The sequence below is a fragment of the Caulobacter sp. GW821-FHT09A05 genome, from assembly GCF_059418465.1.
In genome coordinates, this window is sequence record NZ_JBWKPX010000006.1 from 50891 (window position 1) to 72613 (window position 21723).

At 67.1% G+C, this 21723-nt stretch carries 19 protein-coding genes; 11 read left to right on the plus strand and 8 right to left on the minus strand.

Annotation, left to right across the window (positions count from 1 at the left end):
- Positions 1 to 298 precede the first annotated feature (298 nt).
- Positions 299 to 3154, plus strand: coding sequence for a TonB-dependent receptor (locus AC07NX_RS07740; RefSeq protein ID WP_494640564.1), 2856 nt, complete (start codon positions 299 to 301; stop codon positions 3152 to 3154).
- Between the two features lie 209 nt (positions 3155 to 3363).
- Here the strand turns inward: AC07NX_RS07740 and AC07NX_RS07745 are convergent, their stop codons facing one another.
- Both AC07NX_RS07745 and AC07NX_RS07750 read right to left on the minus strand, forming a co-directional pair.
- Entirely contained in the window at positions 3364 to 3537 is a 174-nt protein-coding gene (locus AC07NX_RS07745; RefSeq protein WP_494640565.1) for a hypothetical protein, read from the minus strand.
- A gap of 105 nt (positions 3538 to 3642) precedes the next feature.
- Complete coding sequence (locus AC07NX_RS07750; protein ID WP_494640566.1) at positions 3643 to 3939, minus strand: hypothetical protein; 297 nt, start codon at positions 3937 to 3939, stop codon at positions 3643 to 3645.
- A gap of 412 nt (positions 3940 to 4351) precedes the next feature.
- Here AC07NX_RS07750 and AC07NX_RS07755 point away from each other — a divergent pair, with 412 nt between their 5' ends.
- The gene (locus AC07NX_RS07755; RefSeq protein ID WP_494640567.1) at positions 4352 to 4831 is read left to right on the plus strand and encodes a MarR family winged helix-turn-helix transcriptional regulator; all 480 of its coding nucleotides are present in this window, start codon (positions 4352 to 4354) and stop codon (positions 4829 to 4831) included.
- Here AC07NX_RS07755 and AC07NX_RS07760 read toward each other — a convergent pair.
- Positions 4806 to 5054: a DUF6894 family protein gene (locus AC07NX_RS07760; RefSeq protein ID WP_035075536.1), complete on the minus strand. Its 249-nt coding sequence runs from the start codon at positions 5052 to 5054 to the stop codon at positions 4806 to 4808. The genes AC07NX_RS07755 and AC07NX_RS07760 overlap by 26 nt on opposite strands.
- 165 nt (positions 5055 to 5219) lie before the next feature.
- Positions 5220 to 6098: an isoaspartyl peptidase/L-asparaginase family protein gene (locus AC07NX_RS07765; protein WP_494640569.1), complete on the minus strand. Its 879-nt coding sequence runs from the start codon at positions 6096 to 6098 to the stop codon at positions 5220 to 5222.
- 72 nt (positions 6099 to 6170) lie between these two features.
- Here AC07NX_RS07765 and AC07NX_RS07770 point away from each other — a divergent pair, with 72 nt between their 5' ends.
- The 5 genes from AC07NX_RS07770 to AC07NX_RS07790 all read left to right on the plus strand — a co-directional run bounded on the left by AC07NX_RS07770 (position 6171) and on the right by AC07NX_RS07790 (position 10424).
- A complete protein-coding gene (locus AC07NX_RS07770) occupies positions 6171 to 7169 on the plus strand; it encodes an NADPH:quinone oxidoreductase family protein (protein ID WP_494640571.1) in 999 nt (332 codons plus the stop codon).
- 207 nt (positions 7170 to 7376) lie between these two features.
- Positions 7377 to 8291: a WecB/TagA/CpsF family glycosyltransferase gene (locus AC07NX_RS07775; RefSeq protein WP_494640573.1), complete on the plus strand. Its 915-nt coding sequence runs from the start codon at positions 7377 to 7379 to the stop codon at positions 8289 to 8291.
- Entirely contained in the window at positions 8288 to 8485 is a 198-nt protein-coding gene (locus tag AC07NX_RS07780) for a hypothetical protein (protein WP_494640575.1), read from the plus strand. The genes AC07NX_RS07775 and AC07NX_RS07780 overlap by 4 nt, the downstream gene beginning before the upstream one ends.
- 109 nt (positions 8486 to 8594) lie before the next feature.
- Complete coding sequence (locus AC07NX_RS07785; RefSeq protein WP_494640577.1) at positions 8595 to 9482, plus strand: SDR family NAD(P)-dependent oxidoreductase; 888 nt, start codon at positions 8595 to 8597, stop codon at positions 9480 to 9482.
- A gap of 33 nt (positions 9483 to 9515) precedes the next feature.
- Positions 9516 to 10424: a DMT family transporter gene (locus AC07NX_RS07790; RefSeq protein WP_494640873.1), complete on the plus strand. Its 909-nt coding sequence runs from the start codon at positions 9516 to 9518 to the stop codon at positions 10422 to 10424.
- Positions 10425 to 10502: 78 nt separating this feature from the next.
- On the opposite strand, the gene AC07NX_RS07795 is transcribed toward AC07NX_RS07790, so the two are convergent.
- The 3 genes from AC07NX_RS07795 to AC07NX_RS07805 form a co-directional block, all read right to left on the minus strand.
- Positions 10503 to 11372, minus strand: coding sequence for a transglutaminase-like cysteine peptidase (locus AC07NX_RS07795; protein ID WP_494640579.1), 870 nt, complete (start codon positions 11370 to 11372; stop codon positions 10503 to 10505).
- Between the two features lie 222 nt (positions 11373 to 11594).
- Positions 11595 to 12065 (minus strand): VanZ family protein, encoded by a 471-nt coding sequence (locus AC07NX_RS07800; RefSeq protein WP_494640581.1) that lies wholly within the window; start codon positions 12063 to 12065, stop codon positions 11595 to 11597.
- A 161-nt stretch (positions 12066 to 12226) separates the two neighbouring features.
- Positions 12227 to 14437: a GumC family protein gene (locus tag AC07NX_RS07805; protein WP_494640583.1), complete on the minus strand. Its 2211-nt coding sequence runs from the start codon at positions 14435 to 14437 to the stop codon at positions 12227 to 12229.
- 334 nt (positions 14438 to 14771) lie between these two features.
- Between AC07NX_RS07805 and AC07NX_RS07810 the strand changes: the two genes are divergently transcribed.
- From AC07NX_RS07810 to AC07NX_RS07820, 3 genes are all read left to right on the plus strand, one after another.
- Positions 14772 to 17189 (plus strand): hypothetical protein, encoded by a 2418-nt coding sequence (locus AC07NX_RS07810; protein ID WP_494640584.1) that lies wholly within the window; start codon positions 14772 to 14774, stop codon positions 17187 to 17189.
- 227 nt (positions 17190 to 17416) lie between these two features.
- A complete protein-coding gene (locus AC07NX_RS07815; protein WP_494640585.1) occupies positions 17417 to 17848 on the plus strand; it encodes a glucuronosyltransferase in 432 nt (143 codons plus the stop codon).
- Complete coding sequence (locus AC07NX_RS07820; protein WP_494640587.1) at positions 17827 to 18324, plus strand: glycosyltransferase; 498 nt, start codon at positions 17827 to 17829, stop codon at positions 18322 to 18324. Before AC07NX_RS07815 ends, AC07NX_RS07820 begins: the two co-directional genes overlap by 22 nt.
- 15 nt (positions 18325 to 18339) lie before the next feature.
- Here AC07NX_RS07820 and AC07NX_RS07825 read toward each other — a convergent pair whose 3' ends face one another.
- The gene (locus AC07NX_RS07825) at positions 18340 to 19479 is read right to left on the minus strand and encodes a glycosyltransferase family 4 protein (protein ID WP_494640589.1); all 1140 of its coding nucleotides are present in this window, start codon (positions 19477 to 19479) and stop codon (positions 18340 to 18342) included.
- Between the two features lie 254 nt (positions 19480 to 19733).
- Between AC07NX_RS07825 and AC07NX_RS07830 the strand changes: the two genes are divergently transcribed.
- Positions 19734 to 20816 (plus strand): acyltransferase family protein, encoded by a 1083-nt coding sequence (locus tag AC07NX_RS07830; protein WP_494640591.1) that lies wholly within the window; start codon positions 19734 to 19736, stop codon positions 20814 to 20816.
- The last annotated feature ends 907 nt before the right edge of the window (positions 20817 to 21723 follow it).

The following is a 21723-nucleotide window of genomic DNA, read 5'->3' on the forward strand; positions in this document are numbered from 1 at the left end:
ATGTTGCTGTCACGCAACATTGGTCGCTCAAACAGGCCTTCGCCTGAAAAATCATACAAATGACGTTCCCATATGTGTTGCATCGCTTCGCTATGTGTTACGCCTTGGGTCAGAAGCGAAAACGCTCGACCGTGAGGAAACATGCAGGACCGATGATGCGGAACTCAACCGCCTAGACGCCCGGACAGCGTCTGTTCTCGATTTTGAAACGCGCCGCCCTTGGGCGGGCAGCCCCCTCGACCCGTCGAGCGGGGAGGGGATTTCGCGCGGCCAGAATGCGCCGCGAGGGGAGGGAACCATGAAGAAGCAACTGCTGCTGACAACCATTCTGGCCGTGGGCATGGGCGCCGCCACGGCGGCGTGGGCCCAGGACGCGGCCACGGCTAGCGACGCCGCGGCCAACAGGGACGCGGCTCGCGACACGGTCGACGAGGTGGTCGTCACGGGCTTCCGGTCTTCCCTGCAGAAGTCGCTGGGGCTGAAGAAGGAGGCGATCGTCGTTCGCGACTCGATCGTCGCCGAAGACATCGGCAAGTTCCCCGAGGCCAATGTCGCCGAAGCCCTTCAGCGCATTCCGGGCGTCTATCTGAGCCGCGACGGCGCCTCGAACGAAGGCCAGCGGATCTCGATCCGCGGCCTGGGTTCGGACTACAACGTCACCACCATCAACGGCGCGCCGGTCCGCACGACCTCGTCCAGCAACGTCGGCGGCTCGTCGCGCGACTTCAACTACGATGTCTTCGCCTCCGAACTGTTCGGGCGCGTGGACTTCTACAAGACGCCTCTGGCCGAACTGGAAGAGGGCGGGATCGGCGGCGTCGTCGATCTGCAGACGCCGCGGCCGTTCGACCATCCGGGACGCGCGATCCGCTACCAGGTCGTGGGATCCTACAACGACAAGTCCAAGCACCTGGACCCGGCCGGCTTCGCGCTGTTCTCCAACACCTGGGGCAATTTCGGCGCGCTGCTGGCCGTGGCGCATTCCAAGAGCGTCAACAACCGCTCGGGCTTCGAGGCCACCGGCGGCTACAACAGCCACGCCCTGGGCAGCCAGTCGCCCAACAAGGGGCCGTTCGCGGTGACGCTGGACTTCGCCGATCCGCGCTATAATCCGGGGAGCCTGACCCGCGCCCAGATCGAGAACGGCTATCTGCCGCGCTTCTATCGCTACTATGGCGGCGAAAACACCCGCAAGCGCGACGGGGCGGTCGGGTCGCTGCAATACCAGAACGAAAAGCTGAACGTCAGCCTCGACGGGCTCTATTCGAAGCTGACGGACTCGCTGGACGAGTACACCTTCGGCCTGCCGATCCGGAACTCCAAGACCACCAACACCGCCGCCCAGCCGGGCGCGCCGGGACACAACGGCCTGGTGCCGATCAATGTCACCCTGGATCCGAAGTCGAACCTGCTGGAAGGCACGTTCGGCAACACGTCCTATCTGGGCGAGAGCTACTTCTACAACGCCGAGACCAAGTTCAAGATGGTCTCGTTCAACGCCAGCTATCAGTTCACCGACCGCCTGAAGCTGACGGCTCAGGGCAGCCTCAGCAAGAGCGACGCGTTCTTCACCGGCAACCGCCTGGTCTCCAACCTCTATGGCGTGACCTCGACGATCGACTACACCGACGACCACGTCTATCCGGCCCTGTCGGCGCCCGGCGTCGACTTCACCAACCCCAACAACTACCAGGATTTCGGCGTCGGTTTCGACTGGCGGCGCGAGATCGACAAGGAAAAGACGGTCAAGATCTTCGCCGACTACGACTACGGCCTGTTTGGTATCGAGGGCCACCTGAAGGGCGGCGTCTCCTACGTCTCGACCCAGAAGGACACCAGCAAGCGCAACGCCACGGCGGCCGGAACCGCCAAGGTCAACGCCATCGGCGCCGCCGGACTGCGCTCACAGATGCTGCACGAGGTTCCGCTCGACAACCTGGTGATCGGGGCGGGCTATCCCCAGGAATGGGCGACATTCAGCCGCGACTACATGATGAACACCTTCGATCCGATCGGCACGGCCAGGGCCACGCCGATCGATTTCAACGCCAGCTTCGGGGCCGAGGAGGAGGTCAAGACCGCCTTCCTGCAGACCGACCTCAAGGGCCAGGTCTTCGATCGCGAACTGCGGGTCAACGCCGGCGTGCGCTATTCCGAGACCAGCACCCACATCGACAACTATCTGCGCCAGACCAACGGGGCGGTGACGACCTACGTGCCCAACCAGGCGGACGGCTCGTACGAGAACACCCTGCCGTCGGCCAGCTTCGCCTACGACCTGACCGACAAGCTGATCTGGCGGGGGTCATGGGGCAAGACGATCACGCGGGCGTCGCTGTCGATCATCGCGGCCAACACCGTCATCCCGAACATCTACGACACCCGCGCGACTTCGGGGAATCCGGACCTGCTGCCGCAGACCTCGACCAACTACGACACGGGCCTGGAGTGGTACTTCGGGCGCGGCGGGATCCTAAGCGCCGGGTTCTTCTGGAAGGAACTCAAGGACACCACGGTGTCGACCACGACCACCGTGCCGTTCTCGTCGCTGGGGCTGCCCGACACCGCCCTGGCGCCGATCTTCCAGGATCCGGCGACCGGCAAGGTCGACCCTAACCTGCCGATCACCCTGGCCACCTACTACAACCAGGGTTCGATCAAGCTGGACGGTTACGAGCTGGCCTACCAGCAGTCGTTCGACTTCCTGCCGGGCTTCTGGAGCGGCCTGGGCGCCCTGGCCAGCTTCACCCACGTCAACACGTCCGGCTACGACTATACGACCACGGCCGGCAAGATCCTCAACGTCAATACGGTGCCGAAGTACTCCTACAGTTTGACGGGGTACTACGAGAAAGGTCCGTTCGGCCTTCGCCTGTCGTACAACTACAAGGCCAGGAACATCATCGAGACCACCAACAACGGCTCGGACCTGCAGCGCTGGCATGCCGGGTCGGGCTTCCTCGATGGCAACGTCACCTACAAGGTCAACGACAGCATCGAGGTGCGCCTGGACGCGCTGAACCTCACCAACGCCCTGACCTGGGACTATTTCGACGACGTCAGCGGTCGCTACGGCGATGGCCGCAAGACGCGCATGGACTACGCCAAGTTCAACGGCCGGACGATCAAGTTCGGCGTTCGCGGCAAGTTCTAGGACCTGGCGGGAGGGCCCTCGCCCTCCCGCCGGAACCTGCCGTGGAAAGCGGAGGCCGGTTCTCCGCAAGGCGCGATGCGACGACAAGGATCCGGAGCAAGCCGTGCGATCACCCTATCGTGCGGCTTGCCCTGGCTACTGGCCGGTGAGTCCCGCAGGGTGGGGAGGCGTCCATCGGAGTGACGGTCGGAGTGTCGGGCGCGGCGGTTTCAGGCTAGGCGCCGAAGGGCGACCTCGGCCCTGACGCCTTCCTCGAAAAGCTGGCTGCTGGCTTCCAGGGCATAAACGAAGCACCGCTCTTCGAACGGACTGGCGAAGATGACTTCGCCGTCCTGTTCGACGCGCCATCCATCCTGCCACTCGACGACAGGCAACGTTTGCATGGCGGGTCACGCTGATTTTCGCATGCCGCGCGTGTTGAGATAAATCACGGGTTGTGGTGGGCGTAAAACATCCGCGCTTGCCTACTCGGCGCCGGCGCGCCCGGCTCAGTCGATCGTCGAGGCCGGGGCGTCCAGACGGGCGGTCAGGCATCGGGTGACCTCGGTCAGCGCCTGCACCCGGGTGAATCCCTCATTCTCAATCGCTCGGCGCGGCAAGTCGCCAGGCATCCCCGACCAGGCCAGCGCGTCGGACATGCCCTTTGAATGCGACAGAACCCGTAGCGACCGTAGAAGAAACTCGGAGTCGTTCGTCGCCACGGCAAGCTTGAAAATCGCCGCCGCGGTTTCTGGCGTGTTTATCAAATCGGCCGCGCCAAGTAATCGACCGCATAGCGCTTGCATGCGGGCCTCCTTCAACAAATCATATACTAGCTTAATCCGACGGTTTACTTTTGCATGACGTTGGCGATCTTGGCCATGGTTAACTTTGCAATTTTTACGTTTCTTTTTCGAGAAGCACAATTGTTTACAATTGAAAGGGTTAGGGCGTCCTGGTCGGGAACGGAGGCGGACAGCGCCGCGCGGGGCGCGACGCGGTTCAGCTTTCACGATAGATCGCCAGGTTGCCAATGCGGACCGACGCGGGGGGCGGACGAAAGCTGCGGCGTGCAAGGACGGCACGGCCACGCTTGGCATGTCCAGACTTGAGACGCTGAAGCTCCGGTCGCCAGGTGGGAGATTTCGGCGCCTCGTCGCCGGGGCCGCGCCCCAATGTCGCCCACTCGCGATGGCTTTCTGGAGACTCTCCACGGAGATGATCGCGATCGTGACCACCGTCGCCGCCCTGACCGATCTGCTCTACCGCGTCGAGCAACACCGAAGGGCGCTGGTGACCGAGGTTCTCGGGCACCACGACCTCAACCTCACCCAATGGATGGCGCTTGGGACGCTCCGGAAGCGCGGCGAGTGCAGCATGACCGAGCTGGCCCAGGCCAGCGCCATCGACCGCACGTCCCTGACCCGCACCGTCGACGGCCTGATCGCCAGGGGCTGCGTCATCCGTTCCGCCTTGCTTGGCGATCGCCGCGCGGTGATCGTGCGGGTTTCTCCCGACGGCGGCGCCTTGGCCAGTCGGGTCAGCGCGGAGGTCGAGGCCGTTGAAAGCCAACTGCTTTCGGTTCTCGACCCGGGCCGGCAGGCCGATCTTGCGCACGACCTGGCCAGACTTCTATCGCCGCGGTCCTCGACCGATCGCCCGGGCGATGCGGTCAGTCGTCGTTCGCGTTCGGCTTGAGATCGAGCGCATCGAACGGCTGGGCTTCGAGCGTATTGCCGTCGTCGTCCAGGATGCACATGCGCCAGCTTCTTGGCTCGGTGAACACCTCGGGATAGTCGCGCACCAGGGCCGCCGCGAGCCGGGCGGCTTCCAGGCGCGCGGCGGCCAGGTTCCTCAGCACCATGCCCTCGGGGTCGGCGAACCGTTCTGAACCCTGGGCTTCGAAATGAAAACGAGGCATTGTTCGGCCCTTCTCGCGCTGCACCGAAGGGGCTCGACGCAAGGGCGGCGCCAGAATGGGCCAGGCTTCGCCCGCGAGGTGAATTTTCCGGCCTCGTCCGCGTGGCGGGCGTGTCGTTCGGATACGCCGAGGGGCGTATGCGCGACGCCTTCCCCGCGACGGGACCTAGAACGCCTCGGCCACGATCGTCCCGTCGGGCAGTAGGGCCGCGCGCTTGAGGCCGCTGGAGGCGAACGGCATGGCCACTTCGCCGTCCCGATCCACGGCGATCAGGCCGCCGTGGCCGCCAAGGTCCGCCACGCCTTGGATGGCGGCCTGGGCGGCGGCCTCCAGGCTCTCGCCGCCGAACCGCACCCGATGGGCGATCTGGGCGGCCACCGCGGTGCGGATGAAGTATTCGCCCTGGCCGGTGCAGGACACCGCCGCATGACCGTCCGCCCAGGCGCCGGCCCCGATGACGGGCGAGTCGCCGACCCGGCCCGGCAGCTTGCCGAACACCCCGGCCGTCGAGGTCGCCGCCGCCAGCCGCCCCTCGGCGTCCCGGACCACGCAGCCGACGGTGCCGGTCGGCAGGACATCCGGCGCGTGATTGGCCTCGAAGGTGCCGGCATGGGTGAACCATGTCTCAGGATCGGCGATCGCCTTCAGGCCCTGCTCGCGGGCGAAGGCCATGGCGCCCTCGCCGGCCAGCATCACGTGCGGCGTCCTCTCCATCACCGCGCGGGCGGCCAGGATGGGGCTCTCGAAGCCTTGCAGGGCGGCCACCGACCCGGCGCGCAGGGTGGCGCCGTCCATCAGGCTGGCGTCCAGCTCATATTCGCCGTCGGCGTTGGGCGAAGCGCCCTTGCCGGCGATGTAGAGACCCGAGGCCTCGAGGGCGACCACGGTCTCGACGGCCACGTCCAGGGCGCTGGCCCCCGCCGTCAGCCGCTCGCGCGCCGCCTCGACCAGGCCGCGCATATGGGCGAGTTCGGCGCCGTAGTCGTGGCCCCGCTTGGCCCCCGCGCCGCCGTGCAGGGCCAGGGTAAAACGTTTGTTTGACATTCTGCTTCCTTGGCCGTCCGGCGTGCGCTAGCGTCCGGCCCGCTCTTAAAGACAAACGCAGGGAGAGGCGAGATGAAGGCGGTGCTCAGCAAGGTGGTCGGCGGACCCGAGACCCTGGTGCTGGAAGACCTGCCCGACCCCGTTCCCGGTCCCGGACAGGTGGTGCTGAAGGTCAAGGCCTGCGGCGTCAACTATCCGGACGTCCTGATCATCGAGGACAAGTACCAGTTCAAGCCCGAGCGGCCCTTCGCGCCGGGCGGCGAGGTGTCGGGCCTCGTGACGGCGGTGGGCGAGGGCGTCACGGCGCTGAAGGTCGGCCAGCGGGTGCTGGCCTCGACCGGCTGGGGCGGCATGGCCGAGCAGGTGGCGCTGGACGCCGCGCGCTGCACGCCGATCCCCGACGCCATGCCGTTCGACGAGGCGGCCGCCTTCATCCTGACCTACGGCACCTCGTACTACGCCTTGAAGGACCGCGGCCGCCTGAAGGCCGGCGAGACCCTGCTGGTGCTGGGCGCGGCGGGCGGCGTGGGGCTGGCGGCGGTCGAACTGGGCAAGGCGGCCGGGGCCCGGGTGATCGCCGCCTGTTCCAGCCAGGAGAAGGTGGACCTGGCCATCCGCCATGGCGCCGACGCCGGCGTGGTCTATCCGCGCGGCCCCTTCGACAAGGACGGCCAGAAGGCCCTGGCGACCCTGATCAAGGACGCCTGTGGTCCCGGCGGTTGGGACGTGGCCTATGACGCGGTCGGCGGCGACTATTCCGAAGCCACGATCCGCGCGGCCGGCTGGAACGGCCGGTTCCTGGTGATCGGCTTCCCGTCCGGCATACCGAAGATCCCGCTGAACCTGACCCTGCTGAAGTCGTGCGACATCGTGGGCGTGTTCTGGGGCGCGGCGGTGGCCCGCGATCCCGAGGGGCACGCCCGGAACGTCCAGGAGCTGATGGATCTCTATGCCGCGGGCAAGATCCGGCCCTACGTCTCCGAGCGGTTCCCCCTGGCCAAGGCGGGCGACGCGATCGCTCACCTGGCCAGCCGCAAGGCCATGGGGAAGGTCGTGGTCGTCAACGAATAATCCGCGACAACGCGACACAGGCGAACCGGAGATTGTGTTGAATCGCGATGTCCCGAGAGCCCGGTCCGCCTGCGTCGTCAGTTGCTTAAATGGTGAACTGTTCTTGAATGGGTGTTTTCAAGGTTAAGTCTCGCTAATCATCCTTCTTGGGGAAAGGCTAAGCCTATTCCTGTAGACCTGTGCTCCAAATCGTCGGAGTCGGGTAAGATGTTTCTTCCAGCGAGAGACGCCAGCTCTCCAGAGGTGCGTCAGAACTTCCGCATGAGCCGCCGTCCCGAAGAGCGCGTGCAAGTGCTCGGCGGGTCGATGGACCTGGTCCGTCCAGAGGAAGTCTTCCACTTCGTGGCCGGCAAGATCGCCGCGCGCGAAAGCGCCGTGGTGGCCAATCACAACCTGCACAGCCTGTATCTGATCCGCAGGGACGAGAAGATCGCCGAGTTCTTCGCCAGGTCCGACCTGATCGAGGTCGATTCCGTGCCGCTGATCTTTTGGGCGCGCATCGTCGGCCGGGCCAGCCGCCGTTTCCATCGTTGCACCTATCTGGACTGGCGCGACGCCTTCTGGGAGCGGGCCATCCAGGAAAACTGGAAGGTGTTCTTCGTCGGCGGCGCCCCGGGGGTCGGCGAGAAGGCGACCGCGAGGATCCAGGAAGACTGGCCGGGCGCGCGGATCCGCACGCATCATGGCTATTTCGATGTCGCCTCCGGCTCGGCCGAGAACCAGGCGGTGGTCGACGCGATCAACGCCTATCGGCCCGACATCGTGCTGGTCGGCATGGGCATGCCGCGCCAGGAGATCTGGGTTCTGGAGAACCAGGCCAGGCTGGGTCCCTGCGTGACCTTCACGGTCGGCGGCGCGTTCGACTACGAGGCCGGCGTCCAGCGTCCGTCGCCCCGCTGGATGGGGCAGGTGGGCATGGAGTGGCTGTTCCGGCTGGTGGTCGATCCGCGGCGCCTGTTCACCCGGTATTGCGTAGAACCGTGGCACCTGATGGGTCCGGCCTTGCGGGATGTGCGTCGCGCCTTGGCGCGACAGGCCGTTTCCAGTAAAATTCCGGATGCTCGCGCGGAGTATGTGCGAGCCTCGGATTTGGCGCGCTCTGATGTTCTGGGGGGACAATGAGCCTGAAAATCTACATGCCGTCGCCTCACCGAAAGACCGAGCGGCCCAATATCGCGCAACGCGTCGCGGCGATCTTTGGCCTGGCCGGGCTCGTCCTGGCCTGGGCGGTCGTCCTGCTGCCCTGCGCGATCTGGCTGCTGTTCAACCTGGTGTTCAACCGGCCTCAGCCGTCGCCGGCCAGCCAGCAAGCCTGAACGCTGTTCACTTAGTCCTGGCCAGGCGCGTCCCGCCGCGCCAGGATAGCCGCGCCTGACGCAGCGGCCCGCCTTCCAGAGGCCGCGCGCGGCCAAAGGGAGCGGCGGCATGGCGGGACGTCTGGACGGCAAGGTTGCGGTGATCACCGGCGGATGTTCGGGCATCGGGCTGGGAACGGTGGAGCTGTTCGCGGCCCACGGCGCGAAGGTCGTCGCCGCCGACCTGCAGATCGAGAAGGGCGAGATGCTGGAGCAGCGTTTCCCCGGCCAGGTCCGCTTCGCCCCCTGCGACGTGACCCACGAAAGCCAGGTCGCCGCTGCCCTGGCCCTGGCCCAGGACGCCTTCGGCGGCCTCGACATCCTGTTCAACAACGCCGGCCATGGCGGGGCGCCCAATGGCGTGGCCGACATGACCGCCGAGGGCTGGGACGCCACCTTCGCCCTGCTGCTGCGCGGACCGGTGCTGGGCATGAAGCACGCCCTGCCCCTGATGCTGAAGCGCGGCGGCGGCAGCATCATCAATACCGCCTCGATCGCCGGTCTCCAGGCGGGTTTCGGGCCGCTGGCCTACTCCACGGCCAAGGCGGCGGTGATCCATATGAGCCGGTGCGCGGCGGCCGAGCTGTCGCCGCTGAAGGTCCGGGTCAACGCCATCTGCCCCGGCCTGATCGCCACCTCGATCTTCGGGGCGTCGATGGGCCTGCCGCGCGAGGTCGCCGACCAGATGGCCGCCCGGGTAGCCGAGGTCGGGCCGAAGATCCAGCCGATCCCCAAGGCGGGCCTGCCCGACGACATCGCCCGCGCGGCGCTCTATCTGGCCAGCGACGATTCCGAATTCGTGACCGGCACGCACATCGTGGTCGACGGCGGCGTCACGATCGGCGGCCGGCATGCCTGGGACCACGCCGCCCCTTCGCCGCTGCTGTCGGCCATGGGGATAACCCCCGAACAGGCCGAGCAGATGCGGGCGGCGCTGATCGCCTCGCAGGGCCAGTGAAGGCGGACCGATGAAGGTGGGTCCGTGAGCCTGATCGGGGGCGGCCCGGCGCTCGGGGCCCGGCTCACGCCCAACCTGCGCGGCGCGCTGTGGATGCTGGCCTCGGCGGTTCTGTTCACGGCCATGACCATCCTGATCAAGTTCCTGGGGAGCGGCTATCCGGCCGCGCTGCAGGCCTTCTACCGGCAGTTGGCGGGCGCGATCATCCTGCTGCCGCTGGTGGCCCGCGACTGGCGCGGCGCCTTGCGGACCACGCGGCCGGGCATCCTGGTCTTCCGGTCCAGCGCCGGGGTGCTGGCGATGATCCTGGCCTTCTACGCCTATCAGGAACTGCCCCTGGCCGACGCCAACGCCCTGTCGTTCACCCGCACCCTGTGGCTGGTTCCGCTGGCGGCGCTGGTGCTGGGCGAACCCGTCGGACCTCTGCGCATCGGCGCGGCCCTGGTCGGTTTCGTCGGGGTGCTGATCATGCTGAGGCCCGGCGGCGGCGACGCGGCCCACGGGCTGGGTTGGCCGCAGGCCGCCGCCCTGGCCTCGGCGCTGCTGTTCGCCCTGACCGTCACCGGCATGAAGGTGATGACCCGCGACCATTCGCCCTTCACCTTGCTGGTCTATGCGGCCGGTCTGGGCCTGGCCTTCTCGATCCCGCCGGCCCTGTTCGTCTGGCGCTGGCCAAGCTTGCCGGACCTGGGGCTGCTGGCCCTGATGGGCGTGATCGGGACCCTGACCCAGGGTTGCTACATCAAGGGCATGCAGGCTGGCGAGGCGGCGGTGATGGCGCCGATCGACTATACCCGCCTGGTGTTCGCGGTGGTCGCCGGCCTGGCGCTGTTCCATGAGACGCCCAGCCCGGCGGTGCTGGCGGGCGCGGCGATCGTCGTGGCCTCGACCCTGTTCATCAGCTGGCGCGAGCACCAGCTGTCGCGTCGCGCGCGCGTCTAGGCAGGCCGCGCGACATCGGAGCGCGGCCTGCCCAGGGTCTTGTTCGCCGCCGTTTCCGCGGAAGGCCGGCTCGATGCTCTAGGAGCGCATGCCCACGCCGACATGGACCCACTGGGTGGGCGCGCCGGGCGCCTGGCGGTCCAGCCACTGATAGGGCGCTTCGTTCCAAGGCAGGATCCAGGGCGACAGGTTGTCGAGCACGACTTCGCCCTGGGGGGTGGCCACCAGCAGCACGGCGTGCATTTCGCCGCGGAAGGTGCGGACGATGGCGATCGACAGGGCCTCGCCCGGAGCGCCCGCCTCGATCAGCGCGCGCCGCTTGGCCAGGGCGTAGTCCTCGCAGTCACCGCGCCTGACGTGGTCGACGCCGGCGGCCCAGTAGTCGGCGCGCCCATAGGCGGCGTAGTCGTCGGAGCGGCGGATCGAGCGGTTGATCTGGGTGTTGATGCGCTGCAGCTCGCGGTCGCTCAACTGGCTGACGATCGGCGGCGCCGGCTCATCCTCGACCGGCGAGACCGGGGCGTCGACGACCGTCGGGTCCATTTCTTCCATCGCCTCGTCGTCCACCAAGGTGGGCGCGACGGGTCTGAACAACGTGACGCTCGATCGCGGCGCGAGCGGGCGGCTGATATAGCTCGGATAGGCCGAGGCCGAGGCGGGGGCTTCGCTGAGTTCGGCGGTCGTGCGTCCGAACACGGCGGCCCAGCGGGCCTGGCCGGCCCATTGGCGGACCTCCGCGAGCTTGGCCGCCTGGCCGGCGTCGATGTCGCCGCCACGGATGCCGTCCACGCACTCGATGGGTTGGCGCTGGCAGAGGTCGGTGAAGCCGATCGGCGCCGCGGTAGGGGCGCCCAGGGGCATGGGCGGCGCGACCTTCATCGGCGCCGCGATGGCGAGGGCGGGCGCGAACGCAAAAGCCAGGAGGCTGAGGGCGGACCGATGGCGCATGGATATTCATCCCCTGTTCGGGATCGAATATCGCAACTAAATGATAATAACGGCCGTAGATAAATGGGTAAATGTAAGTATACGGTTATAGTAAATTCCCGGTAAACTAAGTAAGGGATTTCCCCTAGGCAAAATAAGCTAGTTAATAAGCTTGGCTATTTGGGCGCAATAAAAAAGCCGGCGACGTTGGTGCGTCGCCGGCTTGAGATGGAGTGGCGCCGGTCAGGCCGGATTGGCCGAGGAGGCCGCGTCCTGAACCTCGGGGGCGGGACGGCGACGACGACGCTTGCGCCTGTCCATCGCCCGCAGTTGCCGGACGCTGAGGTCGGGATGGACGCGAAGCTGATGGCGCAGGCGCTCGACCATGCCGGGCAGAACGGCCGCGGTGATCCCCGCCGCATCGGCCATGAAGTCGGCGAGCGACATCTCGCGGCCGGTCAGCCCTTGCAGGAGTTCGATGGCCAGGCCCAACGCCGCGGCGACCACGGCCAGGTCGGTTCGCCGCCGACGGGGAGCGATGATGAACAGGGCGTTGGTCACCGCGAAGAAGGCGATGGCGTGGGCTTCCTTGTCGGTGAAGCCGAACCGCAATTCGAGGTCCTGGAACGGGCCCAGCATCACGACCAGCAGGCTGGCGAACGCAATGGCGAAGAAGAGCTTAAAGCATCGTTGCAGGGTGCGCGGCGTCAACATCGGAAGGTGCTCCTTGTTGGCGCACTTTCATCTGTCGACTTCAACTCCTGGTAAATTCGTATGCTTAATGCCGGGTAATATTTAAGAAAATTGATCAACGAGGCAAAAGAAAAGCCCGCCACCAGACGGTGGCGGGCTTTCCCGAAAGATCTGCGGGCGTTCTAGCTCGCGTAGTACTTCTTATACTCGTCGTAGTAGTATCCGGCGTCGCCGTAGCCGTGCTTGGACTGAGCGTTCATGTCGACCTGGGTCAGGGCCACGCCGGCGATCTGGGCGTTCGCCTGCTGCAGCAGGCGAACCGAGGCGCCGATGGCCCGGGCCGGGGTCTTGCGCCAGCGGGCCAGAAGCACGACCAGGTCGGTCTTGCCCGCCAGGATCCGCGTGTCGGCCAGGGCCAGCACCGGCGCGGTGTCGAGGATGATCAGATCGAACGAGGCGCGGGCGCGGGTCAGGAGCTGGTCCATCGCCGGCAGGCCGAAGACGTCCTCGGTGGACGAGGCGGTGTGCGCCAGCGGCAGGACGTAGGCGCCCGAGGCCTGGTCCAGCAGCACGGCGCTCTCCAGCGCCGCGGTGCCGTGCAGCACCTCGGCCAGGCCCTTTTCCGGCGTCAGGCCCAGGGTGCGGGTGACGGCGCGGCGGCGCAGGTCGCAATCGAGCAGCAGCACCTTGCTGCCGGCCTGGGCGGCGACGCGCGCCAGGCAGATCGAGGTGGTGGTCTTGCCTTCGCCCGGCAGGGCGGAGGTCAGGACCACGATCTTACCCTGCTGGCCGGGCACCGCGTAGAGGATCGAGGTGCGCAGCGAGCGGAAGGCCTCCGCGAAGCCGGACAGGGGTTTGCGAAGGACGTAGTCGATCGGCTGGATGCCGCGTTCGTTCGCTTCGGCGACCGACGACATCAGGGGGATCGAGGCGATGCTGGCGAGGCCGATCTTGCGTTCGACATCATCCGAGGTCGCCAGGCCAGCGTCCATGATCTCGGCGATGACGACCGCCGCCAGGCCCGCGCCGGCGCCGACGATCACGCTCAGCGCCAGGGCCAGCATCACGTTGGGCGAGCTCTGGCGGGAAGGCGGAACGGCGTGGGACACGACCCGGGCGTCAGCCTGTTCGACGCCTTCTTGAGCGCCGGTCTGCTTATAGCGGTCCAGGAAGCTCTGGTAGACGTTGCGGGCGGCTTCCGCGTTGCCCTCGAGCTCCTTCAGGTGGACCGAGGCCGCGCTGTTGGCGGCCAGGGTGCCGCGGGCGCCGCCGAGGCTGGCTTCCACGGAGGCCGTACGCTGCTGGGAGACGCGGACGCGGGCTTCGAGGTTGGAGACGATGCGGCGGATTTCGGCCTGGATCTGTTGGTCGATGTCGGCCAGTTCGCGCTGGGCCCGCACCATGTCGGGGTGGCGGTCGCCGTAGCGGCCCGACATCTCGGCCACGCGGCCGCTGACCACCGCGCGCTGGGCGCGCAGGTTCTGCACGACCTGGGAGCTCAGGGCTTCGCCGACGTCGTCGCCGTTGGAGCCGGCGGCCAGCTGCGCGCGAGCGGTGCGCAGGCGAGCCTCATCCTCGGCTTGCTGAGCGCGGGCCTGGGCCAGTTGCTGGTTGTAGGCGGAGATTTCCTGCTCGGTGAGCGTGGTGCCTTCCGAGCTGAGCAGGTTGTTGGCGACGCGGTAGTTGGAGACGGCCGCGTCGGCCTCCTGCAGCTGGGTGCGCAGGGTGTCCAGGCGGGTGTTCAGGAAGCTGTTGGCCTGGCGAGTGGCGTCGAACTTCGCGGTCAGCTGCGACCGGATGTAGGCGTCGGCGAAGGCGTTGGCGATCGCGGCGGACTTCATGGCCGACGTCGACTGGAAGCTGATCGTGATCGAGTAGGTCAGGCCCACGCGACGAACGGTCAGCTGCTTGCCGACCGCGGCGATGACGGCCTGCTTCTCGGCTTCGGCCGCGCCGGGCGCGGCGCGTTCGGTCGCGGCCTTCTTGCCGCCCAGGATGCTGCCGATCAGGCCCGGCGACTGGAGGGCGGCGTTGAATTCCGGATCCTTGTCGAGCTTGAGAGTGTCGACGACGGTTGCGGCCAACTGGGGAGACTTGAGGATCTCGACCTCGGTGTCCACCGTGCCGGTGTCCGCCGTCAGGCCGGACAGGACCGCCTGGGAATCGACGACCTTCTCCGTACGCGTGTTGATCATGACATTGGCGGTCGCCGTGTACATCGGCGTTTGCCGAAGCATCACGAACAGCAGGGCCGCGGCGATCACGCCGGCCACGGCCAGGAACAGCCACAAGCGACGCCGGAATGCGGCGATCAGGCGTTCAACATCGATGGTCTCGCCAGAAGACCCGCGGGCGCGGCTCGTCTGCGGCTGCGTATCAACACTGTTTTCCATTAATCTTCGCCAGATCCATTTCTAAAGGGCTGCGTTTAGTCGATGTGAACAAATACGCAGTGAAGGCGTGAGCCACTTCCTGATAGTGGATGCATAGTTCACAACCCACCTTTCGAAAGCGTTTCTCTGTTTTTCGATCTCATGCATGGCGAGCGCCAAACCGGGCTCCACTAGCACACCCCCCGAACGCAAGCGAAGGGGTAAAAACGAAGTCAACCAAGTTTGGACAACAAGCGCGTCAGGATTCTGGCGCCCGGGGCCCCGAAATAGAAAAGCGCCTACGCGCTGGGCGCCGTGTAGGTTCTGTAACAGTGCAGCTTGCCGCGGCGTTCCGTTGACCGACGACTGGGAAAAGCCTGTAGGCGGTGGGCTGATGTACAGTCTCGACCAAGACCCGCTCGGGGGTTCAGGGGGGAATGTGTTCAGGAGTTGCATGATGCTTTCGGCGTTCGTCCTCGCTCTTCTGGCGTTGGCCGCGGACCAGTCGGCGGGACCCGGGGAGGTTCCGGCCAGGGCCCTCGCGCCGCCAGTGGCCGAGGCGACGGCCCGGGCCTACGCTTGGCGTCCCGTGGCGATCGGCGGGGGAGGCTTCATCACGGGGTACAGCGCCGACGCCAGGGGTTTGACCCGGATCGTCAGAACCGACGTCTATGGCGCCTATCTCTGGCGGCCCGAGACGAACCGCTGGCTTCAACTGGTCACGACGGCGAGCATGCCATCCGAGGATCACAAGCCGATGACGCTGAACGAGGGCGTCTATGAAGCCGTGGTCGCGCCCTCCGATCCGGATCGGATCTACATGGCCATCCACGGCGGGGTGTACCGCTCGAACGACCGCGGGCGCAGCTTCGTTCGAACCAGCCTGCCGCTGGTGACCTTCGACGCCAACAGCCCCTTTCGGCACTATGGCCCGTTCATGGGCGTCTCGCCCCGGGATCCGGACCTTGTGCTCCTGGGCACGCCGAACGACGGATTGTGGCGATCGGAAAATGGCGGCCGCGACTGGACCAGGATCGCGACGGCGCCTGGAGGGCTTGGCCCGGGCCGCGCGGCGCCGGAACCCAGGCCCGGACTGGTCGTGTGGTTCTCGCCGGATGGCGCGCAGGTCTGGGTGGCGTCGGCCGGAGGCGGGGTCGCGCGCTCGCTCGACGGCGGCCGAAGCTTCACGCCCCTCGTCTCGCCGAGGGACCCCCAGCCGGCCAGCCTGCGCCAAGGCGCCTTCGGCCCCGACGGAGCGTTCTACGGCGTCGACCACGATCACAAGAAGATCTGGAAGTTCTCGGGAGGGGCGTGGGAGGACCTTACGCGGGCGGCCGGCGTGGCCCCGGCGCCGTTCGGCAGCGTCGCCGTCAATCCGGCCGACGGATCGATCTATGTCTTCGACGAAGGCGGTCACGCGATCCGCAGCGACAACGGCGGCCTGCGGTGGTCTCGCGTCCTGACCAGCGCGCGGGTCGGCAAGGGCGACCCGCCCTGGCTGCGCGTGGCCGACAAGGGCTTCTTCGCCACCGGCCAAGTGGTGTTCGATCCCGTCATTCGAGGCCGGATCTGGAACGCCGCCGGCACGGGCGTCTATTTCGGCGATATCGCCTGGCCGCTGGGAAACATCACCTGGGAAAGCCAGGCCCGGGGCATTGAGGAGCTGGTCGCCAACGACGTCAGCGCCGCGCCGGGCCAGCTGCCGCTGTTCGCGGCCTGGGATTTCGGCATCCATCGGCGCGACGATCTGGAGCGCTTTTCGACGAGCTACGGCCCCAAGGAGCGGGTGCTGATCGCCGCGCAGCAGCTGGACTGGACGCCGGCCCAGCCCGGCTTCTTCGTCACGAACGCCTCGGACACCCGCACCGATTGCTGTTCGGAGGACGGCGACGCCGTGCTCGCCGGCTATAGCGAGGACGGCGGCCAGACCTGGTCGAAGTTCGCGACCTTGCCGCAACCGCCCGGGACGACCTTGTCCGATCCATGGCGCATGGCGTTTGGAGCCATCGCGGTCGCGGCCGACGACGCGCGCAATATCGTCTGGGCGCCCACCCACAATCGTTCGCCCTTCTACACGATGGACATGGGGCGGACCTGGCGGCGCGTGGTCCTGCCCGGCGAGCGGCCGCCCAACACCGGTTCGCACGCCGACTACTACTTCCACCGCAAGACCCTGGCCGCCGACAAGGTGCTGGCTCGGACCTTCTACCTGGTCCACAGCGGCGACGGCCTCAACCCGGGGCTCACCGGCCTGTGGCTTACCCGTAACGGCGGCGCGGACTGGTCGAGGGTCTACAAGGGCGAGATCGCGCCGGGCAGCCGCTACAGCGCCAAGCTCAGGGTCGTTCCCGGCCAGGCGGGTCAGCTCTTCTTCACTTCGGGCGTGTCCGGCCCGGGGGACACGGCCCTTCGGCGGTCCGTCGACGGCGGTCGGACCTGGACCGCGCTGCGCCGGGTGCAAGCAGTACACGACATCGCCTTCGGCAAGGCCGCGCCCGAACGGGATTATCCGGCCATTTATGTTACGGGGCGGATTGACGGTCGCTACGGTGTATGGCGATCGGTAGACAATGCGGTGAGCTGGGTGCGGATCGGCGAATTTCCCGTCGGTGCGCTTGATGAAGTCGTCGCCATGGATGCAGACAAGGATGTGTTCGGTCGTGTCTATCTCGGCTTCAAAGGGTCTGGATGGCGATTTGGGCAGCCCTCAGCGTGTAAACCGGGGCATTACACGTTTGGGGACGATAAAGAATGCTATTTTTTGGGGTCGTGAAGCGTGCATGGCCTCAATTTTGAGCCAAAATGTTTCAATGGCATTTCTTAAGGTCGAGCCTTGCTTATATTCGCCGGCAGGAAGGCTTGGCGTCCGATCCGCAGAAACCTTTTGGGGAATGATGAGGCCATGATCGACCGCCCGCTGCGTGCGGAGGCAGGGTTTAGGTTGGGCCGATCAAGCCCGGCAAGGCCCCTGCGACCATGACGGCGCCAAGACTTCTCCTCGTGGCGTCCGCCGGGGGGCATTGGGTCCAGCTCTCGCGGCTGGCCGCAGCCTTCGAGGGTTTCGACGCGCAGTGCGTTACGACGCTGAAGGGCGCGCGCGCGCCCTGCGGCGAGCGGCCGGTCGCCGTGGTGAGGGACGGCTCCCAGACGAATCCTGTGGCGCTGGTGATCATGTTCGCGCAGTTGCTGTTCATCGTGCTGAAGTTCCGGCCGTCCACCATCGTGACCACGGGCGCCGCGCCCGGCGTCTTCGCCGTGCGGCTGGGCAAGCTGCTGGGGGCCCGGACCGTCTGGATCGACAGCATCGCCAATTCGGAGAAGCTCTCCCTGTCCGGCCGCCTCGTGCGCAAGCATGTGGATCTGTGCCTGACCCAGTGGCCTCACCTCACGGACGCCTATCCGGACGTGCAATGCTTCGGGTCGGTCATTTGATACTGCTGTCCGTAGGCACCCAACTTCCGTTCGACAGGCTGGTGCGCACGGTCGACGACTGGGCGATCGCGACCGGGCGATCGGACGTGGTCGCGCAGATCGGGCCCTCGACCTACGCGCCTCGCTCGCTGAAGGCTTTTCCGTTTCTCGCCCCCGAAGCCTTCCGCGAACTCCAGTTGAACGCCACGATCATGATCAGCCATGCGGGCATGGGGTCGATCCTGACCGCGTTGGAATACGGCAAGCCAATCATCATCATGCCCCGTGATCACGTGCGCGGCGAACATCGCAACGGCCACCAACTGGCGACCGCCGAGCGCTTCAAGGCCGTGCCCGGTATCTATGTCGCGTCCGACGAGCTCGGCTTGATCGAGCATCTGACGCGTCTGGCCGAGTTGACGGGCTCGCAGAAGTTGCCGCCTCACGCGCCGGCCAGCTTCACGGACCGGCTGCGCGACTTCATTTGCAAACCCTGAACGGCGCGGCCCGCCCTAGTCGAACAGCCCGGCCAGCTGCCGACCGATCCGGGGCCAGGCCAGGGCCTGGCTCAGCAGGACGCGACCCTGGGCCGCGCGGTCCGCCCATTCCGCCCTGGGCGTGGCGTAGAAGGCCAGGATCGACCGGGTGACGCCGTCCAGGTCGACGGGCGTGGGAATCTCGACCGCGGCCAGCCCCGCGGCGATCAGGTCGGCGATGCCGCCCACCGGAGCGGCGATGACCGGCCGGCCCGCCATGCCGGCGATCACGGCCACGCCGCTCTGCGAGTTGAAATCGGTGTAGGGCATCAGCAGGGCGTCGCAGGCCGCGAGGAGTTCGTTGACACGCTCGTCCGTGACAAAGCCCGTTTCCATGATCAGGCCGTCGGGGCAGCGCGCGGCGATCGCCCGGCATTCGTCGAGATAGGTGGGATCGTTGGGATCCTTGGCCCCCGCGACGATCAAGCGGACGGGGCAGCCGGCCGCCCGCGCGGCGATGACCGCCTCCATCGCCAGGGCGACCTGCTTGTTCCGACGGATCGTGCCGAAGGCCAGCAGCGTGTTGGAGCCCGGCGCAGGCCCCGCGGCGGGCACGTCGAAGGCGCCGTGCGGCGACACCACGATCTTGCCGGCGGGCACGTCGAACAGCCGGACCAGCGGCCCCCGGCCCGCTTCGGACAGCACGACGATCACCGAGGCGCAGCCGTAGATCGCCCGATAGCCCGCGCGCTCCAGCCATCGCCAGGACGCGGGCAAGCTCCAGGAATGGGGCTCGGGATCGTGGCAGACGAAGACGATCTTCGCGCCGGCCAGCCGCAACAGCATCAACGGCCAGATCGCGAAGATGAACGGGTCGGGGATGCTGACAATGAAGCGGCTGCTGGTGAAGCGCGCGGCCAGCAGCGCGACCAGGCCGCCCGCCACCCGAGCGAGCGAAAAAAACGCCCGGCGCGGGCGCGAGCCGCCGTCGACCAATTCCCGAACCGGACGGACGCGGCGGACGTTGCCGAGCTGAGCGGTGCGGTCCTCCGGATAGCCGGCCGGCGCGATGAACAGGACTTCGCTCCCCGCCGCGGCCAGGCCTTCCACGACACCTTGGGCGTAGAGACCCGCCCCCGAACGCCAGGCGCGCGTATAGACGACGATCCGCTTCAACGGTGGCGGCCCCGATGCTCTGATGGAACGGCGCGACGGCCCAGCCGGGCTCGACCGTCGCCAGAGCCTTATCGCGCGTCGGGCCTTCCGCCAATGTCCACTGGCTCCGATCGACGCGAGGGTGAGCGCCCGGCCGCTGGAACGTGCATTCCAGCGGCGGTCTCGCCTCCCAAGGCCTTCCGGCGGGCGGCGTCGCTTCCCAACGCGTCCCGGGCGCGATAGTCAGAAGCCTCTCCCGTGATTTCGGAGCCCGAATGGGACGCTACCTGCCGCAGATCGACGGGCTCCGCGCCGTGGCGGTGTCGGCGGTCGTGATCGACCATTGTTTCGGACCGCGGATCCTGGTCGGCGGCCATATCGGGGTCGACATCTTTTTCGTCATCAGCGGCTTCCTGATCACCGGCCTTCTGGTCGAGGAGATCGACCGCGACGGGCGCGCGTCGCTGCGCGGCTTCTACGCCAGGCGCTTCCTGAGGATCATGCCGGCCTTGCTCGGCGTGTCGCTGTTCGTCGTGGCGGCGCTGGTGGCGGGGTCCTTGGTCGCCCGGAGGTTGGACCTGTGGGGCGAGCTTCGCAACGTGCTCTACGCCTTGGCCAGCATCATGAACTGGGCCCGGGCGGCCGGCTGGACCGGGGGAGGCTTCCTGGGCCATGCCTGGTCGTTGAGCGTGGAAGAACAGTTCTATCTGGTCTGGCCGCTGTTGTTGAACGCGACGGCGGGACGCCTGGACCACAAGCGATATGCGATGGTTCTGGTCGGGGCGATGTTGGCCCTGGCGGCTTGGCGCGGCTTCCTGGCCTGGGACGGCGCCAGCGCCGAGCGCCTGTACAATGGGACGGACACTCGCGCCGACGGCTTGCTGCTGGGCGCGGCCCTGGCCCTGTCGGGCGTGCGGCGGCTACCGGCCATCCTGCTGAAGCTCTGGCCCGTGCCGGTGCTGGGCCTGGCGGTGGTCGCGGTTTCGACGCCCTGGTCGGCGCCGCTCCTGGGCTATGGGGGCTTCACCCTGGTGGCGCTTTGCGCGGCCTGGCTGGTCGCCCTGGCGGTGGACGATCGCGCGCCGTTCGTCCCATGGCTGAAGTCGCCGTTCGCGCTCTGGATCGGCAAGCGGTCCTACAGCCTCTACCTGTGGCACTATCCGATCCTGATGATCTTCTCGTTCGCCGGCGTGCGTTCGCGCCTCACCGACGTCCTGACGGTCGTGGCCTCACTCGTGGCCGCGCACCTGTCCTACCGACTGGTCGAACAGCCCTTCCTGCGTTTGAAGGGGCGTTTTCTGGGGCTCTGGGACGGGCGGGCGCGGGGCGAACGAGGGGTACCGAACTCCGCCCCCTAGCCAGGGCGGGAGCGGCGCGCGGCGCGTCGGCCGGTTCTTCAGATAGACGTAGTAGGCGGCGATAAAGATCGCCGACAGCACGGTCGAAGATCCCGACCACAGGTCCGGGGCGATGACGCCAAGGAAGGTGCAGGCGCAACCGGCCAGGGCCAGGCCGTCCGCGTCCGCGCGCTCGAAGCCGATGGCCTGGAGGAAGAAGCCGGAAAAGGCGCTGATGGCGCTGATGATCATGAAGATGATCAGCCCGACGACGCCGCCCGTGTAGAAGACCCCGACCGCGCCGATGTCCGAGAAGAAGAAGGTGGTCGTCGCCATCAGGTTGATGGTGTCGTCGCGGCTGCTGGCCAGGCCGACGCCGAACAGCCAGTAGTCCCGCACGAAGTACTTGGTCGCCTCGTAGGACAGCGAGCGGATCGTGGCCGAGGAGTCGTCCTTGCCGAACAGGTCGTAGGGCCGGAACGCGTGGTCGTTCAGGCCGATGATCAGGACCAGGGACACGACGAAGAAGGCCAGGAAGCAGAGGACGCCGACCCGCCTGGTGTTCCGGAGCACGACATAGGTGACGAGCGCGAAGATCGTGACCGCCGTGACCGCGCGGAAGTAGGAAAGCCAGATGCCGGCCGCGAACAGGCCGAAGGTCAGCAGATAGAGCCACTTCCTGGCGACGAAAGCCCGGGTGAACGACAGGCACAGGCCGAACACCATCAGGGACGACATCATCGCGAAGCGCGACGGGCGGCCGATCCGCAGGTCGGCCGCGATGAACAGCTTCTCCGCGCCCGGGTCCGTCGGCGCTTTCAGGCCTCCGAGGCCGAGGCTGAGCGCCAGGTAGAAGAGGGCGTAGGCCAGCGCCACCCCGAACAGGACGTTGATCAGGGTCTTGCGCTCGAGGTTGACCAAGGCCGCG